23 protein-coding genes are annotated in these 17,217 nt (G+C 69.8%); all 23 read left to right on the top strand.

What is annotated here, in order from left to right; genetic code table 11:
- Positions 1 to 54 precede the first annotated feature (54 nt).
- A complete protein-coding gene (locus tag HB662_RS01350; protein ID WP_168046365.1) occupies positions 55 to 297 on the top strand; it encodes a hypothetical protein in 243 nt (80 codons plus the stop codon).
- Positions 294 to 725, top strand: a complete 432-nt coding sequence (locus HB662_RS01345) for a hypothetical protein (protein WP_168046363.1) — start codon at positions 294 to 296, stop codon at positions 723 to 725. Before HB662_RS01350 ends, HB662_RS01345 begins: the two co-directional genes overlap by 4 nt.
- Positions 722 to 1,192, top strand: a complete 471-nt coding sequence (locus HB662_RS01340) for a phage regulatory CII family protein (protein ID WP_168046361.1) — start codon at positions 722 to 724, stop codon at positions 1,190 to 1,192. The genes HB662_RS01345 and HB662_RS01340 overlap by 4 nt, the downstream gene beginning before the upstream one ends.
- Positions 1,189 to 1,539, top strand: a complete 351-nt coding sequence (locus HB662_RS01335) for a winged helix-turn-helix domain-containing protein (RefSeq protein WP_168046359.1) — start codon at positions 1,189 to 1,191, stop codon at positions 1,537 to 1,539. Before HB662_RS01340 ends, HB662_RS01335 begins: the two co-directional genes overlap by 4 nt.
- Before the next feature lie 53 nt (positions 1,540 to 1,592).
- Positions 1,593 to 1,865, top strand: coding sequence for a hypothetical protein (locus tag HB662_RS01330; protein WP_168046357.1), 273 nt, complete (start codon positions 1,593 to 1,595; stop codon positions 1,863 to 1,865).
- Positions 1,862 to 3,361 (top strand): replicative DNA helicase, encoded by a 1,500-nt coding sequence (locus HB662_RS01325; protein WP_168046355.1) that lies wholly within the window; start codon positions 1,862 to 1,864, stop codon positions 3,359 to 3,361. Before HB662_RS01330 ends, HB662_RS01325 begins: the two co-directional genes overlap by 4 nt.
- Complete coding sequence (locus HB662_RS01320; RefSeq protein ID WP_209443059.1) at positions 3,361 to 3,630, top strand: helix-turn-helix domain-containing protein; 270 nt, start codon at positions 3,361 to 3,363, stop codon at positions 3,628 to 3,630. The genes HB662_RS01325 and HB662_RS01320 overlap by 1 nt, the downstream gene beginning before the upstream one ends.
- On the top strand, positions 3,627 to 4,055 hold the full coding sequence (locus tag HB662_RS01315; RefSeq protein WP_168046353.1) for a hypothetical protein: 429 nt from the start codon (positions 3,627 to 3,629) through the stop codon (positions 4,053 to 4,055). Before HB662_RS01320 ends, HB662_RS01315 begins: the two co-directional genes overlap by 4 nt.
- 1 nt (position 4,056) lies before the next feature.
- On the top strand, positions 4,057 to 4,923 hold the full coding sequence (locus HB662_RS01310) for a hypothetical protein (RefSeq protein ID WP_168046351.1): 867 nt from the start codon (positions 4,057 to 4,059) through the stop codon (positions 4,921 to 4,923).
- 95 nt (positions 4,924 to 5,018) lie between these two features.
- Positions 5,019 to 5,585 carry a transcription termination/antitermination NusG family protein gene (locus tag HB662_RS01305; protein WP_168046349.1) on the top strand — a complete coding sequence of 189 codons (567 nt, stop codon included), beginning with the start codon at positions 5,019 to 5,021 and terminating at the stop codon, positions 5,583 to 5,585.
- A complete protein-coding gene (locus HB662_RS01300; RefSeq protein WP_168046347.1) occupies positions 5,578 to 6,381 on the top strand; it encodes a hypothetical protein in 804 nt (267 codons plus the stop codon). The genes HB662_RS01305 and HB662_RS01300 overlap by 8 nt, the downstream gene beginning before the upstream one ends.
- Positions 6,382 to 6,520: 139 nt before the next feature.
- Positions 6,521 to 7,441, top strand: coding sequence for a ParB N-terminal domain-containing protein (locus HB662_RS01295; protein WP_245185370.1), 921 nt, complete (start codon positions 6,521 to 6,523; stop codon positions 7,439 to 7,441).
- 16 nt (positions 7,442 to 7,457) lie between these two features.
- Positions 7,458 to 7,853, top strand: coding sequence for a DNA methyltransferase (locus HB662_RS28950; protein WP_342449419.1), 396 nt, complete (start codon positions 7,458 to 7,460; stop codon positions 7,851 to 7,853).
- 14 nt (positions 7,854 to 7,867) lie between these two features.
- Positions 7,868 to 8,785: a terminase small subunit gene (locus tag HB662_RS01290; protein WP_168046345.1), complete on the top strand. Its 918-nt coding sequence runs from the start codon at positions 7,868 to 7,870 to the stop codon at positions 8,783 to 8,785.
- A complete protein-coding gene (locus tag HB662_RS01285) occupies positions 8,715 to 10,925 on the top strand; it encodes a terminase gpA endonuclease subunit (RefSeq protein WP_342449418.1) in 2,211 nt (736 codons plus the stop codon). Before HB662_RS01290 ends, HB662_RS01285 begins: the two co-directional genes overlap by 71 nt.
- Positions 10,926 to 10,927: 2 nt before the next feature.
- Positions 10,928 to 11,155, top strand: a complete 228-nt coding sequence (locus HB662_RS01280) for a phage head-tail joining protein (protein WP_168046341.1) — start codon at positions 10,928 to 10,930, stop codon at positions 11,153 to 11,155.
- Positions 11,152 to 12,672 carry a phage portal protein gene (locus tag HB662_RS01275; RefSeq protein ID WP_342449417.1) on the top strand — a complete coding sequence of 507 codons (1,521 nt, stop codon included), beginning with the start codon at positions 11,152 to 11,154 and terminating at the stop codon, positions 12,670 to 12,672. The genes HB662_RS01280 and HB662_RS01275 overlap by 4 nt, the downstream gene beginning before the upstream one ends.
- Positions 12,669 to 14,021 (top strand): S49 family peptidase, encoded by a 1,353-nt coding sequence (locus HB662_RS01270; RefSeq protein WP_168046339.1) that lies wholly within the window; start codon positions 12,669 to 12,671, stop codon positions 14,019 to 14,021. The genes HB662_RS01275 and HB662_RS01270 overlap by 4 nt, the downstream gene beginning before the upstream one ends.
- A 3-nt stretch (positions 14,022 to 14,024) precedes the next feature.
- Positions 14,025 to 14,711, top strand: coding sequence for a head decoration protein (locus HB662_RS01265; RefSeq protein ID WP_168046337.1), 687 nt, complete (start codon positions 14,025 to 14,027; stop codon positions 14,709 to 14,711).
- 26 nt (positions 14,712 to 14,737) lie between these two features.
- Positions 14,738 to 15,757 (top strand): major capsid protein, encoded by a 1,020-nt coding sequence (locus HB662_RS01260; RefSeq protein WP_168046335.1) that lies wholly within the window; start codon positions 14,738 to 14,740, stop codon positions 15,755 to 15,757.
- 8 nt (positions 15,758 to 15,765) lie between these two features.
- Entirely contained in the window at positions 15,766 to 16,149 is a 384-nt protein-coding gene (locus tag HB662_RS01255; protein ID WP_168046333.1) for a head-tail joining protein, read from the top strand.
- Positions 16,146 to 16,595 carry a hypothetical protein gene (locus tag HB662_RS01250; protein ID WP_168046331.1) on the top strand — a complete coding sequence of 150 codons (450 nt, stop codon included), beginning with the start codon at positions 16,146 to 16,148 and terminating at the stop codon, positions 16,593 to 16,595. Before HB662_RS01255 ends, HB662_RS01250 begins: the two co-directional genes overlap by 4 nt.
- Complete coding sequence (locus HB662_RS01245; protein WP_168046329.1) at positions 16,592 to 17,206, top strand: FkbM family methyltransferase; 615 nt, start codon at positions 16,592 to 16,594, stop codon at positions 17,204 to 17,206. The genes HB662_RS01250 and HB662_RS01245 overlap by 4 nt, the downstream gene beginning before the upstream one ends.
- Positions 17,207 to 17,217 lie beyond the last annotated feature (11 nt).

Raw genomic sequence — 17,217 nt, 5'->3', positions numbered from 1 at the left:
TGCGCCCACTGGCGCAGATGCGTGCTAGCGCCGTGGCCGCCTGAGATGCCCGCCATGCAGCGTCGCTCCCTCCTCGTCGCCCTGCTTTCGCTGCCCTGGACGGCCGGGTCGTTCTCCGTGCCGCCCGCTCGGCCGAAGCTGGATTGGCGGAACGCCCCGCCGCTGGCGCAGGGCTGTTCGCTGCGGGTCTGGCTGCCCAAGCCGAGCGCCTGGGCGATGCACGACCTGCCGCGGGACCAGGCGGCATTCGAGCTGTACTTCACCATGGTGCTGGCGACGAAGGACGCGGCGGGATGACGCCGGTGCTGTCGCAGGCCATGCAGCGCACCAGCATGCCCGCTGCGCTGTTGTTCCAGCCGGTGAGAAGCCAGCGTGCACAGCCGTGGCAGCACCAATCCGGTGCGTCGGGGTCGCCGGGCTTGTTCAGGAACGGCCAGGACACCGGCGTGCGTTCCGGCAGGATCTCCACCATTCCATGCGCTGGATGCTCGATCTCGGCGCGGGTCGCTGGCCGCAGCTTTCGCAGCTTCAGCATCATCAGTTCCTCCCTGGTTGGTCTTGGCAACCCGATGGTGGAGGCGCCGGGGGAGGACTCGCAACGCCCCTTCCGCGTGCGGGCCATCGGGTTGGCCCGCAATGAATACCGCCGTGCGGAAGGTGGGCTGCTGCATGCCGCCATTCTCCCCGCGCGTGCCTCAACCGTCACCCGGAACCTTTCCGCATGAGCCATAGCGCCCCCGCCCGCGCGGACATGGCCTTCAAGGCCCTGGCCCGCACCCTGATCGAAGCCGTGGGTGGCCTGGATGCCGCCGCGGCCGCCACCCGCGTCGGCAAGACGCAGCTCGGCTACTACCAGTCGCCGCACCATGACCAGTTCATGCCGGCGGATGTTGTGGCGCGGCTGGAACTGCTGGCGGGCGATCCGATCCTGACGGCGGAACTCGCGCGCCGCGCCGGCTGTCGCCTGGTACCGGTGGAGCCGATCACGGGCACGCAGCTCGGCGCCCTGCTGGCGCATCTGGGCTCCGAAGTTGGCACCGTGTTCGCTGCCTACGCGGACGCCTGGCGCGACGGCACCATCACGCTGGAAGAAAAGGCCGGCATCCAGCGCAACCTGCAATCGCTCATCCGCGCCGCCACGAACGCGGATGCGCACCTGACGCGCGTGCTGACGGAAGGGGGCGAGGCGTGAGCCGCGTCATGCTGGCGCCCTACACACCGGGCGCATCGCGCCGGCTGCTGGTGCGCCTGGCCGCGGCCTCGGGGCGGGTGGTGACCTATGACGCTCTGCTGCACGCCATCTACGCCGATGCGCCGGAAGGCGGGCCGGAGAATGCGCTGGGCGTCCTGCGCGTGCTGGTCACCAAGTGGCGCCGCAGGCTGCCAGCGGGCGCAATCATCAACCAGCATGGCGTCGGCTACCGGCTGGCGCCGGAGGCCGTGCCCGAATGGGCGCGGCGCGAGGCGGATGACTGCCATGTGATGCTGGCGCGATCGCCCGCCGATGCGCGGCGCTTTGAGGAGATGCGCGCCGGATGATGGCGCGCGAACAGATGCCCCCGGCCGGATGGTCCGCCCAACGGGGGGCAGGGGTGGCAGGTTCCGCATGTGCGGCGCGCTTTGATCTCGGCAGCGATCCCGCCCGCCACCCCGAGATCCGCGCTTCCGCGCCCGTGCCGGACTGCCCGCGGCGCTACACGGCGCTCGCCGTGCTGCGGCAGCTGACCGAAGGCGGCAATGCCTTCCATGCCGAGACATTCCTGATGCACGCGCCGGCGGACCCGTTCCGCCCGGTGCTGGCGCAGCTGCGCGCTGGCGATGAGGCCGGCGTGGTGGAACGAATGAAGGAGATCTTGTCAACATGACAGCCGATGCCCCAGACCCTTTGTTCGGCATCTCCGAACGCCAGCCGCCCGCCAACCTGGCGGCGGAGCAATCCCTGCTCGGCGCCATCATGGCCAACGCGAAGGTCTATGACCGCGTGGCGGAAATCGTGGCGCCGGAGCATTTCGCAGACCCGGTGCATGCGGCGATCTTCGCGGCCATCCAGCGCCGCTGCGAAGCCGGCGGCATCGCGGATGCGGTGACGCTGCGTGCGGAGTTCGAGAATTCCGGCGTGCTGGATCCGGTCGGCGGTGCAGACTATCTCAGGCAGTTGCTGGTCGCGATGGTCGGCATCATCAACGCGCCAGACTATGCGCGCGTCATCCGCGACACCTGGTTGCGCCGCCAGATCATCAATGCCGCGGCGCAGGCAATCGACCGCGCCTACGGCTCCACCGATTCCGACATGAAGGCGGAGGCGGTGCTGGAAGCAGTGGATGGCGACATGCTGCGCCTGGCTTCCTCCGGCAGCGCGGACACGGCCCGCCCCGGCCACATCGTCGGCGATTCGCTGATGCGCCAGGTGGAGGCGGCGGTGGACCGGCGCGGCGCGCTGGCCGGCGTCACCTGGGGCTTTCGCGGCCTGGATCGCATGACGGGCGGCATGCGCCCTGGCCAGTTGATCCTGCTGGGCGCCCGGCCCTCGATGGGCAAGACGTCTCTGGCGCTTCGCATCTCGCTCTCGGCCGCCGGCGCGGGGCACCGCGTGCTGTTCATCTCGGCGGAGATGAAGGCGGAGGCCGTGATGGCACGGGCCGTGGCCGCGGAGGCGCGCGTGCCGCTCTCGGTCCTGACCTCCGGCGGCCTGGTGGATCCGGAGGATGGGCGCTGGCGCGCGCTGGAACGTGGGGCGCCGGAGATCGATGCCGTCGCCATGGCGGGCGCCGGCATCGGCCGCCTGCCGATCGTGTGGGATGATGGCGTGTTCACCGTGCCCGGCATTCGCGCCCGCGCCAGGCGCATGCAGCGGGAACCGGGCGGGCTCGGCCTGATCGTGGTGGACTATCTCGGCCGGCTCCGCGCCAGCACGCTCGCGATGCGGCAGTCGAACGCCGCGATGGCTTCGGTCAGCGAGATCTCCGCCGGCCTGAAGGACCTGGCCATGCAGCTCGGCGTGCCGGTGCTGCTGCTGTCGCAGCTCAACCGCCAGGTGGAGGCGCGGGAAGACAAGACGCCGCAGCTCTCCGACCTGCGCGATTCCGGCGCACTGGAACAGGATGCGGATGTCGTCGCCTTCCTGATCCGCCAGCACTACTACCTGACGCGCAACGAGCCCCGGCGCCGCAGCAATGAGAAGGCGGCGGATTTCGAGGAGCGGGTGCGGCTGTGGGAAGCCGATGTGGCGCGGGAAGACGGCCGCGGCACCATCATCGTCGCCAAGCAACGTCAGGGTCCGATCGGCCCGGTGCGCGTCCGGTTCAACGACGCGACGGCGGAGTTCACGGATGAGAGGCCCGGCGAGGGCGGGGCGGATTGATGGCAGGCATCGGCCACAATGGCGCTCCGGCGGAGCCGACGGAGCTGCTTCGCACCGCGCAGGTCTATGCGCTGCTGCAGGATGCTTGCACCGCCGCCGGCGGCCAGAAGGCCTGGGCGGAGGCCCATGGTCTCTCCGCGCAGCATGTGAATGACGTGCTGGCGACCCGGCGCGAAATCAGCGACCGCGTGCTGGCCGCGATCGGCCTGCGGCGCGTGGTGCGATACGCGCAAGTGAGTATTTCGACGCTTGGGAGTCGTGCGGCGTGAGCGATCGTCGGACGGCCGAGATCATCATACGGACCGCGGACGGTGGAGTGCCGGTTATGGCGATGCTGTCGCGGCCGCACGGGCGCTGGGGCGTCCACAACCTGTACCGCCGAGATGGTCCGGACCCTACCCGCTGGAGTCTCACGATGATCTCTGCGGGGTTCCGTGTGCCAGGCGGGGAAAGCCTTTCGCGCGACCAGCTGCTTGCGGTGGCGGATCGCATGGATGCGGTCGTTGACACGTCTTCGGTCAAGGGGCGCCTGCGAGAAGAAGGCATGACCGACGACATCGCGATGCAGCTTCGCCTGCTCTGGGCGGATGCGCTTTCCGCGGCCGAGACTGAAGCGCCGCGAGCGCCGGCTGCGGTCATCAGCCTCCGCGAGCGGCGCCGAGAAACCCAAGAAACCAAAACCGGAACCGCCTGACATGGCCCGCCGCTGCCTCTGCGCCCGTCTGCTGGCCGCCGTCCAGGAAGACCCGCGCCTCCGCACCCTGCCGCTCGCCGCGCGCATGCTCTTCCTGCTGGTGGCGGAGGCAGCGGTTCGGTCGCCGGTTCCGGGCGTGCTGCCCTTCGACGGAACGCAGCGGGTTTCGCTTCTGGTTTCTGCACCGGAAACCGAAGTGCAAACCCATCTCGAAACCCTCCGCGCCGAAGGGCTGCTGGTTTCGTCAGGCGACGGTAAGCTGGCCGTGCCGCTGCTGGTCGAGGCGGCGTCGCGGTCGGATGTGGCGCGCCGCAACGGCGCGAAAGGCGGCCGCCCGCGGCGCGGGGAAAGCCCGGAGGCGTATCAGCGGCGCCGCCAGACCGAGATGCTGCTGCCCCTGCCGGGCGGCCCCGTCGCCGCCACGCCGGAAACCCAGGAAACCCAACCCGAGAAACCGGCCACGCGCGCCAGTACTACTACTGAGTCTCCTACTCAGATTACTGAAGAAGCTACTAGTCGCGCGTCCGTACAGGCGGATTGGGTTTCGCTCGGGGCGGAGCTGGTCGAGATGGCCCGGCTCAATACCGCCCGCTTCCAATTCAACTACCTGCCGGTGAAGGGCTGGCTGGATGCCGGCAGCACGCCCGAAAGCGTGCGTCTGGCGGTGCGCCGCGCGGTGGAGCGGCCGAGCTACCAGCCCGGAAACATCCGAACTCTCGCCTACTTCGCCCAGGCGGTGGAGCGGGAGCGTGAGCGGGATGCAGGCGCCGCGACCCCGCCCGTCCGGCGCGACACGGCGGAAGAGGCGGCGCGCTTCGCTGCAGCAGAAGCGCGGGTGCGGAAGGTGATGGGCGCATGGGCAGCATGAGGATCGCGGCGATGAGCCGACTTGACGGCGCGGGCGGGAATCGGGCAGGAATGCCGGGCGCGGTTCGTGGGGTAAACCCATCGGACCGCGGGAGCATGCGCGGACCCCGCTGGTATGTGGTGGCTGCGAAATACCGCCTCGGCCAGACAGCGGCGCTGGCAATCGAACAACTTGGCTTCAGGGCGTTCCTGCCTCTCGTCTCCTGCCCTCTGCCGAAGGGCGCGCGCGAGTTGCGGCCAATGTTCGGCTCCTACCTGTTCGTCTATTTCGACGTGGAGCGTGATCCCTGGGGCGCCATCGCGCGGCTGCCATGCCTGCCGGATCGCCCGATCCTATCGAGCCTCGCTTCCGGGCAACCCTCGCCGGTGTCATCGCGCCTGGTGGACCGCATCCACGCGGATATCGGCCGGCGGATCGAAGACATCCACGCGCGGGCGGAAACGAAGCGCGGCGGCGTCGTGGCTGACCCGGTCCGTGTGCTGGTCTCGGTCGGCGCGCAGGTGCGGCTTGATGCTGGGCTAGGGTGGAGTGGCCTCGGCCGGATCGCGCGGCTTAGCAACGCCGCCAAACTGGCACGGGTCGAGTTCGAGGGCTCCGTCCTGCCGGTCTGGGTGCCAGTAGACAAGCTGGAGCTGCTGGAAGGGCCGATCGAAAGTGGCTGACGGCATCACCATCACCCGCAACGACCTGCCGCGTCTCGGCCGCTTCCTCGGCGGCCTGGGCCGGGAACAGGTGCCCTTCGCCGTGGTGTCGTCGCTGACCAAGGCGGCGGTGCAGGTGAAGGCGGCGCAGCTCGCCGGCATGGCCGCCGCCTTCGACCGCCCGACGCGCTGGACCATGAACAGCCTGTATGTCGAGCCGGCGACGAAGCAGAAGCCGGTCGCCAACGTCCACTTCAAGGACTTCGCGCCGAAGGGCGTCCCGGCCGGCCGCTACCTGCGCCCGCAGATCCTCGGCGGGCAGCGGCTGCTGAAGGCGCATGAGCGGCAACTCGGCTTCCGCCCGGGCTACATGGCGGTCCCCGGCAAGTGGGCGAAGCTCGATGCGCACGGCAACATGGATGCCGGCGAGCGCACCAGGTTTCTTGCCGTGCTGAACCTGATGCGCCAGGACCCCTCGGGCAACGTCCTATGGCGGCGCAACACAAAGCAGATGGACCGTCTCCGCAAGGCTGGTCTGAACGAGCCGGAGAAGCGGCCGTACTTCATCGTCCCGGTCGGCCGGACCGAGGCCACGCATCCCGGCCTGGCCCATCTGCCGCCCGGCATCTACCGCGTTGGCAAAGAGTACGGCGGCGCGCCGCTGCTGATCGTGGCGTTCGTGCGCCAGTACCCGAACAGCTACACGCCACGCTTCGACTTCGTCGGCATCGGCTCCCGCACGGTGGAGGAGGTGCTGCCCCGCCTCCTCGCCACCGCCGCGGCCCAGGGCTTCGCCCGCGCCAGCGCCGCCCGTTGACCCGGCCCCGCCGCCCTCACGGGTCCTTCCCGCCGACCCCGCCCCCGCGAGTAATTCGGACCCCGGTCTCGGGCGGGACATATCAATCAGAACAATGGCTTCTGTTTCGTTTTCTGTTTCCGCGAGGACCGACGTCACGATGCCCGACGTGCAATGGCCAGCCGATCAGGTGGAGCGCAGGTCTGTCGCCTCGCTAGTGCCCTACGCAAAGAATGCGCGGACGCACTCGCCGGAGCAGATCCGGCAGCTGGTCGCCTCCATCAAGCAATGGGGCTGGACGGTTCCGGTGCTGGTGGACGAGACCGGCGGCATCATCGCCGGCCACGGTCGCGTCATGGCCGCGAAGGCGATGAACCTCGCCGACGTGCCGGTGATGGTGGCGCGCGGCTGGACCGATGAGCAGCGCCGCGCCTACGTCCTGGCCGACAACCAGATCGCGCTGAATGCGGGCTGGGATGACGATCTGCTGAAGGGCGAGCTGCGCGACCTTGGCAGCCTCGGCTTCGACATGACGGTCTCCGGCTTCAGCGCCGCCGACCTCGCCACGCTGACCGCCGAGCCGGTTGCGGGCAGGACGGATCCCGACGAGGCGCCGCCGGCGCCGCCGGTGCCGGCCAGCCTGCCGGGCGATGTCTGGCTGCTCGGCAAGAGCCGCATTGTCTGCGGCGACTGCACCGACGCGGTCACGGTCACCAAGGCGCTGAATGGCGCTAAGCCGCATCTGATGGTCACGGATCCGCCCTATGGTGTGAAGTATGACCCGGCCTGGCGTAACCGCGCAGAGAGGGCGGACGGGGGGAAGGTTGGCGCCCGAGCCACCGGCGTTGTGCTGAATGACGACAGAGCCGACTGGCGCGAGGCCTGGGCGCTGTTTCCGGGAAATGTCGCCTACATCTGGCATGCGGGCCTGTTCGCAGACGTGGTGGCGGATAGCCTGCGTGCATGTCGGTTCCAGGTTCGGGCGCAGATTGTTTGGGTGAAGTCACGCCATGTGCTTTCGCGCGGGCATTACCACCCGCAGCACGAGCCCTGCCTCTACTCGGTGCGAGTAGGGTGCTGATGAAAGCTGGTCCTTTGTGCCGGAGCATGAGGTTGCAGCTTACGCGGTGCGCGACGGCAAGACCGGGGCTTGGCAGGGTGGCCGCAAGCAATCGACAGTCTGGTTCATCGAGCACCTGAAGTCCGACACCGGGCACGGGACGCAAAAGCCGATCGAGTGCATGCGTCGCCCGATCGAAAACAATTCGCTGCCCGGCGATTCCATCTACGAGCCTTTCAGCGGCTCCGGCACCACGCTGATCGCCGCGACCATGACGGGCCGCGTCTGCCACGCCGTGGAGCTGAACCCGGCCTATGTCGATGTCGCCGTGTTGCGCTGGCAGGCCTTCACCGGCGAGCAGGCCATGCTGGAAGGCGACGGCCGCAGCTTCGCCGAGGTCGCGGCAGCCCGCGCCGCCCTGGCTGCGGCCTGATCCTGGAGGCGGCATTGTCGGATACCGCGCGCACGCCTGCCGAGACCGAGGATCTGCGCAAGCGGGCGCTGGCGCTCGCCGGCTATGGCGTGCCGGTCGCGGCGATCGCCGGCGCGCTCGGCATCGCCGAGGCCGACCTGGTGGCAGAATTTGGCCAGCAGATCCAAGCCGAGCGTGCGAAGACCACCGCGCTGGTCGGGCAAAGCCTGGTGCAGCGCGCGCTGAAGGGCGAGGGGCGCGAGGCGATCGCCGCCGCGCAAGCCTGGCTGCGCGAGACCCGCGTCGCGCCCTCGCTGGCCGGCATCGCGCCCGACGCGGCGTCCGTCGCCGGCGGTGGCGAAGCCGCGCCGGTTCTGGCGTCCCGGCCCATCGTCAACCTCGACCAGATGGCCGAGGTGCTCGGCTGCTCGCTGCCCACCATGCGCAGCATCATCCGCCGCTATGACGACTTTCCCGTCATCTCGCGCGGCACCAACGGCCAAGCCTGGCAGATCGACGCCATGGCCGGCGTCGCCTTCATGAAAAAGAAGCGTGCCGAGGAAGAAGCCGGCAAGGCCCAATTCTCGGAGATGCTCGGCCAGATTGCGTTGCCCTTCGCAGGCGGGGACCAGGATGGCAGCAGCCAAAGCCTGAAGGACATTGAGCGCCTCTACGGCATCGCAGAGGCATCCGATGCGCTCCGCGTGCAGCGCGGCGAGCTGTGCAAGGCGGGCCAGGTGAAAGCGTGCCTGCTGGAGATGGTCGATCTCGCGCGAGCGCGCTTCCCGGCGCTGCCCGCGAAGTGGGAACGGAAGTTCAATCTGCCGGCTCCGGTCATCAGGGAGATGCAGGCCGACATGCGGGAGGTGATGCGCGGCATGCATGCGGCAGCGTCGAGCCGCTTTGCCGCGCTGGCCGACGAATTCGATGCAGACACGCACGAGGCTGCCTAGCACACCGAAGGAAATCCCGTACGCCAACCCGGCACGGCTTGCGCTGGCCTGCCTCGATGGGTGGCTGCCGCGCACGCCGATTTCGGTCGCCGATCACGCGGAGCAGAAGCGGTGGGTCAAAGCTGCGAACGGCGCACACCTGGAGCGTTGGGATCACGGCACCGCGCCCTACACGTGCGGACCGATGGAGGCGCTGACCGAGAACGGCATTGAAACCGTCGCCATCGTGGGGCCGGCGGCTTCCGGCAAGACGGCAGGTCCGGCCGAATCCTGGTTGCTGCAGACCATTGAGGCCGATCCGGCCGACATGCTCTGGTACATGCAGACGGAAGATGCAGTTGCGTCCTACGTCAAAGGCCGAATCGAGCCTTTGCTCGATGCGCATGACAAGCTGATCGGGCCGCTCCGACTGGGACGCGACTCCATCACGATGAAGCGGTTCCGTGGCGGGCGCGTGGAGTTCCTGCCCTTCACGCATTCGGCGCTGGTCAACAAGCACGTCCAGAAGATCATCGCGGATGAATGGGACGCCTACGATCCCAACGTCGGAGACCCGGAGGAGCTGCTCAACTTCCGCCGCCAGGCCGCCGGTGCGGACAGCAAGCTGCTGGCCATCTCGCACCCCGACCTGGCTTTGCCGCTCGGCACGCCGCCGGAACGCCAGCGCGGCATCATGCGGCTCTATGCCAAGAGCGATCGCCGCACCTGGTGGTGGCCCTGTCCGCATTGCGGGGCCCATTCCTCGCCCAATCCGGGCACCACACGCCGCATGGTCATCCACTATGACGACCAGGCGCCGCTGGAGGAGATCGAATCCTCCGCCCGCCTGCTGTGCCCGGTGAATGGCTGCTTGATCGAGGATGGCCATCGCCACGCCATGAACCGCGGCGGCCGCTGGCTGCGCGCTGGGGAGGAGATGGACGAAGACGGCCGCATTGCCGGCCGTCCTGTCGCCTCCCGCATCGCCGGGTTCTGGATTGTCGGCGCGATGTCGGCCTTCGTCATGGGCGGCATTGGCGCGCTGGCCCGCAACCGCGTGGCGGCCGAACGGGCGGTGGCGGCCGGCGGCGATGTGCAGGAGCTGCGCACCATCGTCGTCAAGGGCTGGGGCGAGCCCCTGGACATGGCCAAGGCCGTCGGCAGCGTGGACGCGGCGGCACTGGTCGAGCGGGCAGATGATCGGCTCCGGCTGGGCACGGTGCCGCCCTGGGTGCGCTTTCTGACCGCCTGGGCCGATGCCCAGGGCAATCGGTGGGAGCTGCTCGTGCGTGGCTGGGGCGCGCATGGCGAAAGCACGGTGGTGCAGCACCAGGTCATCCCCGGCGAGCCGGCGTCCAGCGCCGAGGGCTGGGACGGGTTGCTGGCGATGCTGGCCGAGACGGCCTTTCCCATCGCCGATGGCACGAGCCGCGTCATGCGCATCCGGGCGGCCGGCTACGACGCCTTCGGCCAGCCCGGCGTGACGGAACAGGCTTACGCCGCATGGCTGCGGCGCTGGCGCGCGGGCGGCATCCGCCGCCTGGGCGAGGTGGACTCGAAGGTCGCCTTCAGCCTGATCCCGACCAAGGGCGATCCGCGGCGTGGTGCGGCGCGGCTGCTGGTGACCTGGCCGAACAGCCAGCGGAAGGACCGCAAGGCCACCGCGGGCGGGCAGATCCCGCTGCTGCTGTTCAGCGCGAACATGGCGAAGGACGCGCTGGCGGCGCAGTTGGCGGTGCTGCCGCCGGCGCCGAACGCGGTGCATCTGCCGAAGGGCCTGCTGTCCCGTACCGGGCCGCCGCATCCCTTCGTGGAGCAGCTGACGGTCGAGACCCGCAACCCGGTGACGGGCATGTGGACCAGCCCGCCCGGCGCACGAAATGAGGCCACCGACCTGATGGTCGGATGCGAGGTGATTGCCCGCCTGCACGGGCTGCACCGGATCGATTGGACCCGTCCGCCCGCCTGGGCGGCCCCCCTGGAGAGCAACAGCATGGTCACGCTGCCCACGCAGTCGCCGCCCGAGGCCGTGCGCTTGCCTGCCTTGCCCAGCGCCACGGCCCCCCGGCCGGCGCCGCCCGCCACCGCCCTGCCGCCGCCGCCCGTCATGGCCCGCACCGTCGCGCGGCGGCGCGCGGTTCCCTCCAGCTACATGGGTTGAGCATGGCCGAGCCCACCCTCGAAGAGCTGCTGGCCTGGCGGGCGGAGCTGGTGGCGAGCATCGCCAGCGGCGTGCTGCGCAGCACCTACATGGGCCGCACCACGGAGTTCCGTTCCCTGGCGGAGATGGAACGATCGAAGGCGCTGCTGGATGACATGATCGCGCAGGCGGCGACGCCCACGCGGCAGCGCATACGGCGCGTCTACACGCCGGGGGCGAAGCACCTGTGAGCGCGAGCCTGAACCAGATCCCGATCGGCACGCCGGGCCTGGAAGCCGGCGCGCGGGGCAAGCGGCTGCGGCACTTCATGCCGCCGAAGCTGCATCTCAACACGCTGATCGAGGCCAGCGGGCGGGATGTGCTGGCCCGCGCGCGCTTCCTGGTGCGCAACAACGCCTATGCCGCCAATGGCAGGGATTTCTTCACCGCGCAGGCGGTGGGTACCGGCATCACCCCGAGCTGGAAAAACCTGACCGGCCGGACCAACCGCAAGAAGGCGCTGAACACCGCGTGGTTGCGCTGGACCGATGAGGCCGATGCCGAGGGGCTGACGGATTTCTACGGCCTGCAGGCGCGCGTGGCGGATGAGCTGTTCCAGGCCAATGAGTGCTTTGTGCGGCTGCGCGCGCGCCGTCCCGAGGATGGCCTTTCAGTGCCGCTGCAGCTCCAGGTGCTGCCGAGTGAGATGCTGCCGCAATCGGACAGCCGCGTGCTGCCGAACGGCAATGAGGTGCGGCAGGGTATCGAGTTCGACCAGATCGGCCGGCGCGTCGCCTACCACTTCTACGTGCTGCATCCAGACGATGCCGGCGCGACGCGCCGCGGCGTGCGCAGCGACCTGCAGACGCGGGTACCGGCGGACCAGGTGCTGCACGTCATCGATCCGATGGAGGCAGGGCAGATCCGCGGCCTGTCCCGAATGGCGCCTGCCATCGTACCGCTGTGGCTGCTGGACCTGTATGACGATGCGGAGCTGGATCGGAAGCGCACCGCCGCGCTGTTCGCCATCTTCCGCAAGATGAACGGGGCCTTCGACCCCAGCACCGAAGGCGCGGAGGATGAGGGCAACGGCACGGCCTCGCAGGATCTGACGCCGGGCACGCAGCTTTATGGTGAGCCCGGCGAGGAGATCCAGGTGATCGCCCCGGCCGATGTCGGCGGCAGCTACGAGGCCTTTCAGTACCGCAATCTGCTGCGCGCCGCCTCCGGCCTGCGCATCCCCTATGTCGGCCTGACCGGCGACATGGTGAAGGCGAATTACGGCAACATCCGCGCGGCGCTGATCGACTTCCGCCGCCGCATGGAATCGCTGCAGCACCGCGTGCTGGTCTTCCAGCTCTGCCGCCCGGTGATGAATGCGTGGCTGCGCGCCGCCATCCTGGCCGGCGCCGTCCAGGGGCTGACGCCCGCGAATGCGGTGCGGCTGATGCCGCAGCTCAGCCGCGTCACCTGGATCCCGCCGCGCTGGGAGTGGGTGGACCCGTCGAAGGATGTGCGGGCCGCGAAGGAGGAGGTGCAGGCCGGCTTCCGCAGCCGCAGCAGCGTGGTTGAGGCGCGGGGCGACGATCCCGAGGAAGTGGACCGGGAGATCGCGGAGGAGCGCCGGCGGGAGCGCGAGCTGGGCCTGGAAGGGCTGGGCAGCAGCTTCAACGACAAGGCGCCGGTCCAGGCCGCGCCGCCCGTTCCGGATCCGCCGGATGACCAGGAAGACGCGCCCGAGCCGGCGCAACAGGACGACACGCCATGACGGATCTGACGCGGCTGTCCGGCCGGATCTTCAACCAGCCGCACTTCATGGATCCCGTGGTGCTGGACGCCATGATGGTGCCGATGCGGGCGCGGCTTGGCGTCTCCGGCGATGCCGCGGGCATCACGCTGAACCTGGTGCCGCGGGCGATGGACCAGGAGGATGAGGCGGCGGCACGGCAGCGACGAAACCGTCGTCCCTATCATGTCACCGCGCAAGGCGTGGCGGTGATCCCGCTGCTGGGCGTGCTGGTGATGCGCGCCGGCCAGATCACGCCGGACTGCACGGAACTGCGCAGCTATCAGTCGATCGAGGCCGAGATGGCGCAGGCGCTGCGCGATCCGGATGTGCGGTCGCTGCTGCTGGATTTCGACAGCCCCGGCGGCGAGGCGGCCGGCTGCATGGAGCTGGCGACGCGCATCGCCGGGCATCGCGGCGGCAAGCCGATTGTCGCCTATGTCCAGCCCTCGGCCTACTCCGCCGCCTATGCCCTCGCCAGCGCGGCCGATCGCATCGTTCTGCCGGCCACGGGCGGCGTCGGCAGCATCGGTGTGGTCGCGCTGCATGTGGATCGCAGCGCGGAGGATCAGCAGCGCGGCCACCGCTACACCTGGATCGCCGCCGGCGCCCGCAAGCTGGATTCCAATCCCCATGCGCCGCTGACCGATGCCGCCCAGGCGCGCATCCAGGCGGAGGTCGATCGCCTCTACGGCATGTTCGTGCAGACGGTGGCCCGCAACCGCGCCTTCGCCGGGCTGACGGCCGATCTCGTGCGCAAATCCGAAGCGGGCCTGTTCTTCGGCGAGAACGCAGTTGCGGCACGCTTCGCCGACCAGGTCGGCAGCTATGCCGATGCCCTTCGCCTGGCGGCGGAGCTGGCGACGCAACCCGGGCGCGGCCGTGTCTCCGCGCAACGCCACACCCAAGGAGCGAAAATGGAAGACGAGACTGTGCCCGGCGCCAACGCGCAGGGCAGCCAGGGAGGCGGCCAGGGCAGCACGCAGCCGCCCGCACCCGATGCCGCCGCGATCCGGGCGGAGGCGGAGCGCGCCGCGCAGGCCCGTACCGCCGGCATCGCCGCACTTTGCGAGCTGGCCGGCCAGCCGGCGCGCGCCACGACCTTCATCCGCGAGGGCGCGACCGAAGCGCATGTGCGCGAGACGCTGCTGGCGGAGCGCGCCGCGGCCGCGCAGCAGGGCGGGGAGCTGAGCGCCACCCGCCCGGCCGGAGCCGGCACGCTGGGCAGCAAGCCGCAGGGCGGTGGCAGCACCATGCCGGCGGCGGCGGTGGCCGCATCCTGGGATCGCGTGGGCCAGAAGGCCTTCGGCGAGAAGTGGAAGGGGTTCTGATCCATGACCACGCTGACCGAAGGCCGGCGCGCCGGCGAATTCCTGCTGTCCGAGGCCAACCGCACCCGCTCCCGTGACACCGTGACGCTGCTGAGCAGCGGCGCCCTCGCCGTTCTGGCGGCGGGCACGCTGCTGGCACAAATCGATGTGGGCGCCGCCACGGCGGCCGCGAGGTCCGGCGGCAACACCGGCAACGGCACCATCACCATGGACGCCACCACGCCCGTCCTGGCGGGCGCAAAGCCTGGCATCTACACGGTGCGCTGCATCGCCGCCGCCACAAATGGCGGCACCTTCCGCCTGGAAGACCCGGATGGCGATGTCATCGCGGATGCCGCGATCACCGGCGGCGCCGGCGGCACCGTCGCCTTCGCCGAGCAGGTGAAGTTCGTGATCACCGATGCGGGCACCGACTTCGTCGTGGGCGACGGCTTCGACATCACGGTCGCCGCTGGCAGCCTGAAATGGGCGCCGTTCCTCAACGCCGCAAACCGTGAGGCCGGCGCGATCCTCTACGACACCGTCACCGTGCCGGCCAGCGGCGACCTGGCCGCCGTCGCCATCACCCGGGATGCGGAGGTGAAGGCCGACGACCTGGTCTACGATTCCAGCCTCTCCGGCGGTGCCCTGACCGCGGCGAAGGCCGCGGCGGCGGTCTCGCTGGCGGCGGCCGGCATCATCATCCGCTGACGCCACCGTTCACGCCAGGAGAACCCATGCTCGACATCTTCAACGGGGACGCCTTCAACACCGTCTCCCTGACCCGCGCCATCAATGCCGTGCCCTATGTGCCCGGCCTGCTGGGCGCGCTGGGCATCTATGAGCCGGAGCGGATCACCACTCCGGCGGCCGCCATCGAAAGCAAAGGCGAGACGCTGAAGCTGGTGCAGACCAGCGCGCCCGGCGCCCCGCCCGGCACTCGCGGGCGCGACAAGCGCCAGCTCCGTGACCTGCGCACCTTCCGCCTGGCGCTGTCCGACCGGATTTATGCACATGAGGTGGCCGGCATGCGTGCCTTCGGCCAGGAAACGACGCTGGAGACCATGCAGGGCTATGCGATGGGCCGCATGGCGAAGCTGCGCCGCGATGTGGATCTGACCTGGGAGAATTTGCGCCTGGGCGGCATCACCGGCCTGGTGAAGGACGCGGATGGCAGCACGCTGATCGACTATTCGGCCTTCTGGGGCATCTCGGCGCCGGCAGCCATCGACTTCGACCTCGGCGATCCCACGACCGATGTGGATGCGAAGTGCCGGGAGGTGGTGCGCACGCTGGAGCGCAACAGCGCCGGCGCCATGCTGCCGACCAGCATCGTCTACGGCCTCTGCGGCGATGCCTTCTTCGATTCCCTGGTGGCGCATGACAGCGTGCGGGAATGGTACCTGAACCGCCCGGCGGCCGATCAGTTCCTGCTGGGCACCCGCACGCGCAAGGTGGATTTCGGCGGCATCGTCTTCATCAACTATCGCGGCACAGATGACGGCACCACGGTGGTCATCGCCACCGATGACTGCCGCTTCGTCATCCAGGGCGGGCGCGATATCTTCCAGATGGTCACGGCGCCCCGCTACGAATCCTTCGAGTTCATGAACACCCAGGGCCTCGACCTCTACGCCCTGATGGTCATGGACAAGGACCGGTCCGAATGGGTGGATGTGGAGGTCTACAGCTACCCGCTGCCGGTCTGCACCCGCCCGAAGACGCTGCTGCGCGGCACCCGCACCGCCGAAGAGTAGCCGCGGCGATGGCCATCAACCTGGCGCGGCTGAACCTGCGCCCGGCGCAGCGGTTGTATGGCGCCGCGGTGCTGTACCGGGCGCAGGGCGAGGTCAGCACCGCCCTGCGCGCCGTCTTCGACCGCACGACGCAGCTACTGGAATTCCCCGGCGCCGCCGCACAGTCCATCGCTGTGGTGCGGCTGGGCGTGGAGCTGGCGGCCTTCCCGCCGGGCACCACGCCGGGGCAGGGCGACGTCGTGACCGTCGCGCTGCTGGCCAGCCAGCAGATTCCGGCTGACCGCCCGCTGCCGACGGGCGGCGTGCTGGAGACCTTCATCGTGACCGATGTGCAGCAGGATGGGCCGGGCGGCGCAGTGCTGGCCCTGGCGGAATGGAGCGAGGACGCATGACCTCCAGCATCGCCATTCGTGCCACGCTGCGCGAGGCGCTGATCGTCGCGCTGGGCGCCAATGTGCCGCAGGTCGCAGCCCGCATCTTCCCGGCGCGCACCTGGCCGATGCAGGGCGCGGGAAAGGGCCAGGTCGCGGCCTTTCCCGCGCTGCTGATCTACCTGGACGCCTGGGTGCACAACTCGGCCGCCGATGGCTTCGACCTGGCACGCTGCCAGTTCCGCATCCATGCGCGGGTGGAGCCGCAGGCGGATGCCGAGGCGGAGGAGCAGCTCGACGCCATCGCCGCGGGCGTGGAGGCGGCCGTCTTCACCGATCCGGCGCTGCTGGACCTGGTGCTGGATGTCGAGGAACTGGCGTCGGAGCGCAAGCTGGATGCGCAGGGCCAGCGCCCCGCCGGCGAGGATGTTCACACCGTCACCTTCAAGATGGGCGGCTTCCGGTGATCCGCGCGCCCGATTGGTGCCGCCACTGGCAGCTGGCGGCGTTGTGCAATCAGGGGCCCGGCTGGCTGTATGAGGCGGCGCTGGCGCGTGTCTCGGCACGCGGCGTGGCGGTAGATGGCGGCGCGCATATCGGCACCTGGTCCCTGCCGATGGCCGCCGATTTCGCGCAGGTGCTGGCCTTCGAGCCCTGCGCCGAAAACCGGTCCTGCCTGGCGGACAACCTGGCCGGCTGCCCCAATGTCACCATCCATGCGGCCGCGCTGGGCGCGGCGGATGGCCAAGCGCATATGGCGCTCTGCCCCGAGGCCGGCGCCAATTCCGGCCAGCAGATGATCACCGCCGAGGGCCTGCCGGTGCCCATGCGGGCGCTGGATAGCCTCCGCCTGCCCGCGCTCGATCTGCTGAAGCTGGACCTGGAAGGGTACGAGCTGCCGGCGCTGATCGGCGCGCGGGAGACGATCCGCCGCTGCCGCCCCGTCGTGGTGATCGAGGAGGCCGGCTGGGCTGCCAGCCATGGCCTGCCGGACCTCGGCGCCCGCGCCTTCCTGATCGGCCTTGGCTACCGCCTGGCCGAGCGCAGCAACACAGACTCCATCCTCATCCCCACCTGAAAGGCCCGATC

Origin of the sequence: Falsiroseomonas frigidaquae, from assembly GCF_012163145.1 — a bacterium.
In the GTDB taxonomy this organism is placed as follows: Bacteria; Pseudomonadota; Alphaproteobacteria; order Acetobacterales; family Acetobacteraceae; genus Falsiroseomonas; species Falsiroseomonas frigidaquae.
The sequence above is the reverse complement of the archived record's forward strand: the minus strand, read 5'-3'. Positions and strand labels throughout refer to the sequence as shown.

Excerpts from the sequence above, each read along its gene's own strand:
- HB662_RS01350 (WP_168046365.1), top strand. The coding sequence starts at position 55 with ATGCAGCGTCGCTCCCTCCTCGTCGCCCTGCTTTCGCTGCCCTGGACG.
- HB662_RS01345 (WP_168046363.1), top strand. The coding sequence starts at position 294 with ATGACGCCGGTGCTGTCGCAGGCCATGCAGCGCACCAGCATGCCCGCT.
- HB662_RS01340 (WP_168046361.1), top strand. The coding sequence starts at position 722 with ATGAGCCATAGCGCCCCCGCCCGCGCGGACATGGCCTTCAAGGCCCTG.
- HB662_RS01325 (WP_168046355.1), top strand. The coding sequence starts at position 1,862 with ATGACAGCCGATGCCCCAGACCCTTTGTTCGGCATCTCCGAACGCCAG.
- HB662_RS01320 (WP_209443059.1), top strand. The coding sequence starts at position 3,361 with ATGGCAGGCATCGGCCACAATGGCGCTCCGGCGGAGCCGACGGAGCTG.
- HB662_RS01310 (WP_168046351.1), top strand. The coding sequence starts at position 4,057 with ATGGCCCGCCGCTGCCTCTGCGCCCGTCTGCTGGCCGCCGTCCAGGAA.
- HB662_RS01305 (WP_168046349.1), top strand. The coding sequence starts at position 5,019 with ATGCGCGGACCCCGCTGGTATGTGGTGGCTGCGAAATACCGCCTCGGC.
- HB662_RS01295 (WP_245185370.1), top strand. The coding sequence starts at position 6,521 with ATGCCCGACGTGCAATGGCCAGCCGATCAGGTGGAGCGCAGGTCTGTC.
- HB662_RS01285 (WP_342449418.1), top strand. The coding sequence starts at position 8,715 with ATGCGGCAGCGTCGAGCCGCTTTGCCGCGCTGGCCGACGAATTCGATG.
- HB662_RS01280 (WP_168046341.1), top strand. The coding sequence starts at position 10,928 with ATGGCCGAGCCCACCCTCGAAGAGCTGCTGGCCTGGCGGGCGGAGCTG.
- HB662_RS01270 (WP_168046339.1), top strand. The coding sequence starts at position 12,669 with ATGACGGATCTGACGCGGCTGTCCGGCCGGATCTTCAACCAGCCGCAC.
- HB662_RS01265 (WP_168046337.1), top strand. The coding sequence starts at position 14,025 with ATGACCACGCTGACCGAAGGCCGGCGCGCCGGCGAATTCCTGCTGTCC.
- HB662_RS01260 (WP_168046335.1), top strand. The coding sequence starts at position 14,738 with ATGCTCGACATCTTCAACGGGGACGCCTTCAACACCGTCTCCCTGACC.
- HB662_RS01255 (WP_168046333.1), top strand. The coding sequence starts at position 15,766 with ATGGCCATCAACCTGGCGCGGCTGAACCTGCGCCCGGCGCAGCGGTTG.
- HB662_RS01250 (WP_168046331.1), top strand. The coding sequence starts at position 16,146 with ATGACCTCCAGCATCGCCATTCGTGCCACGCTGCGCGAGGCGCTGATC.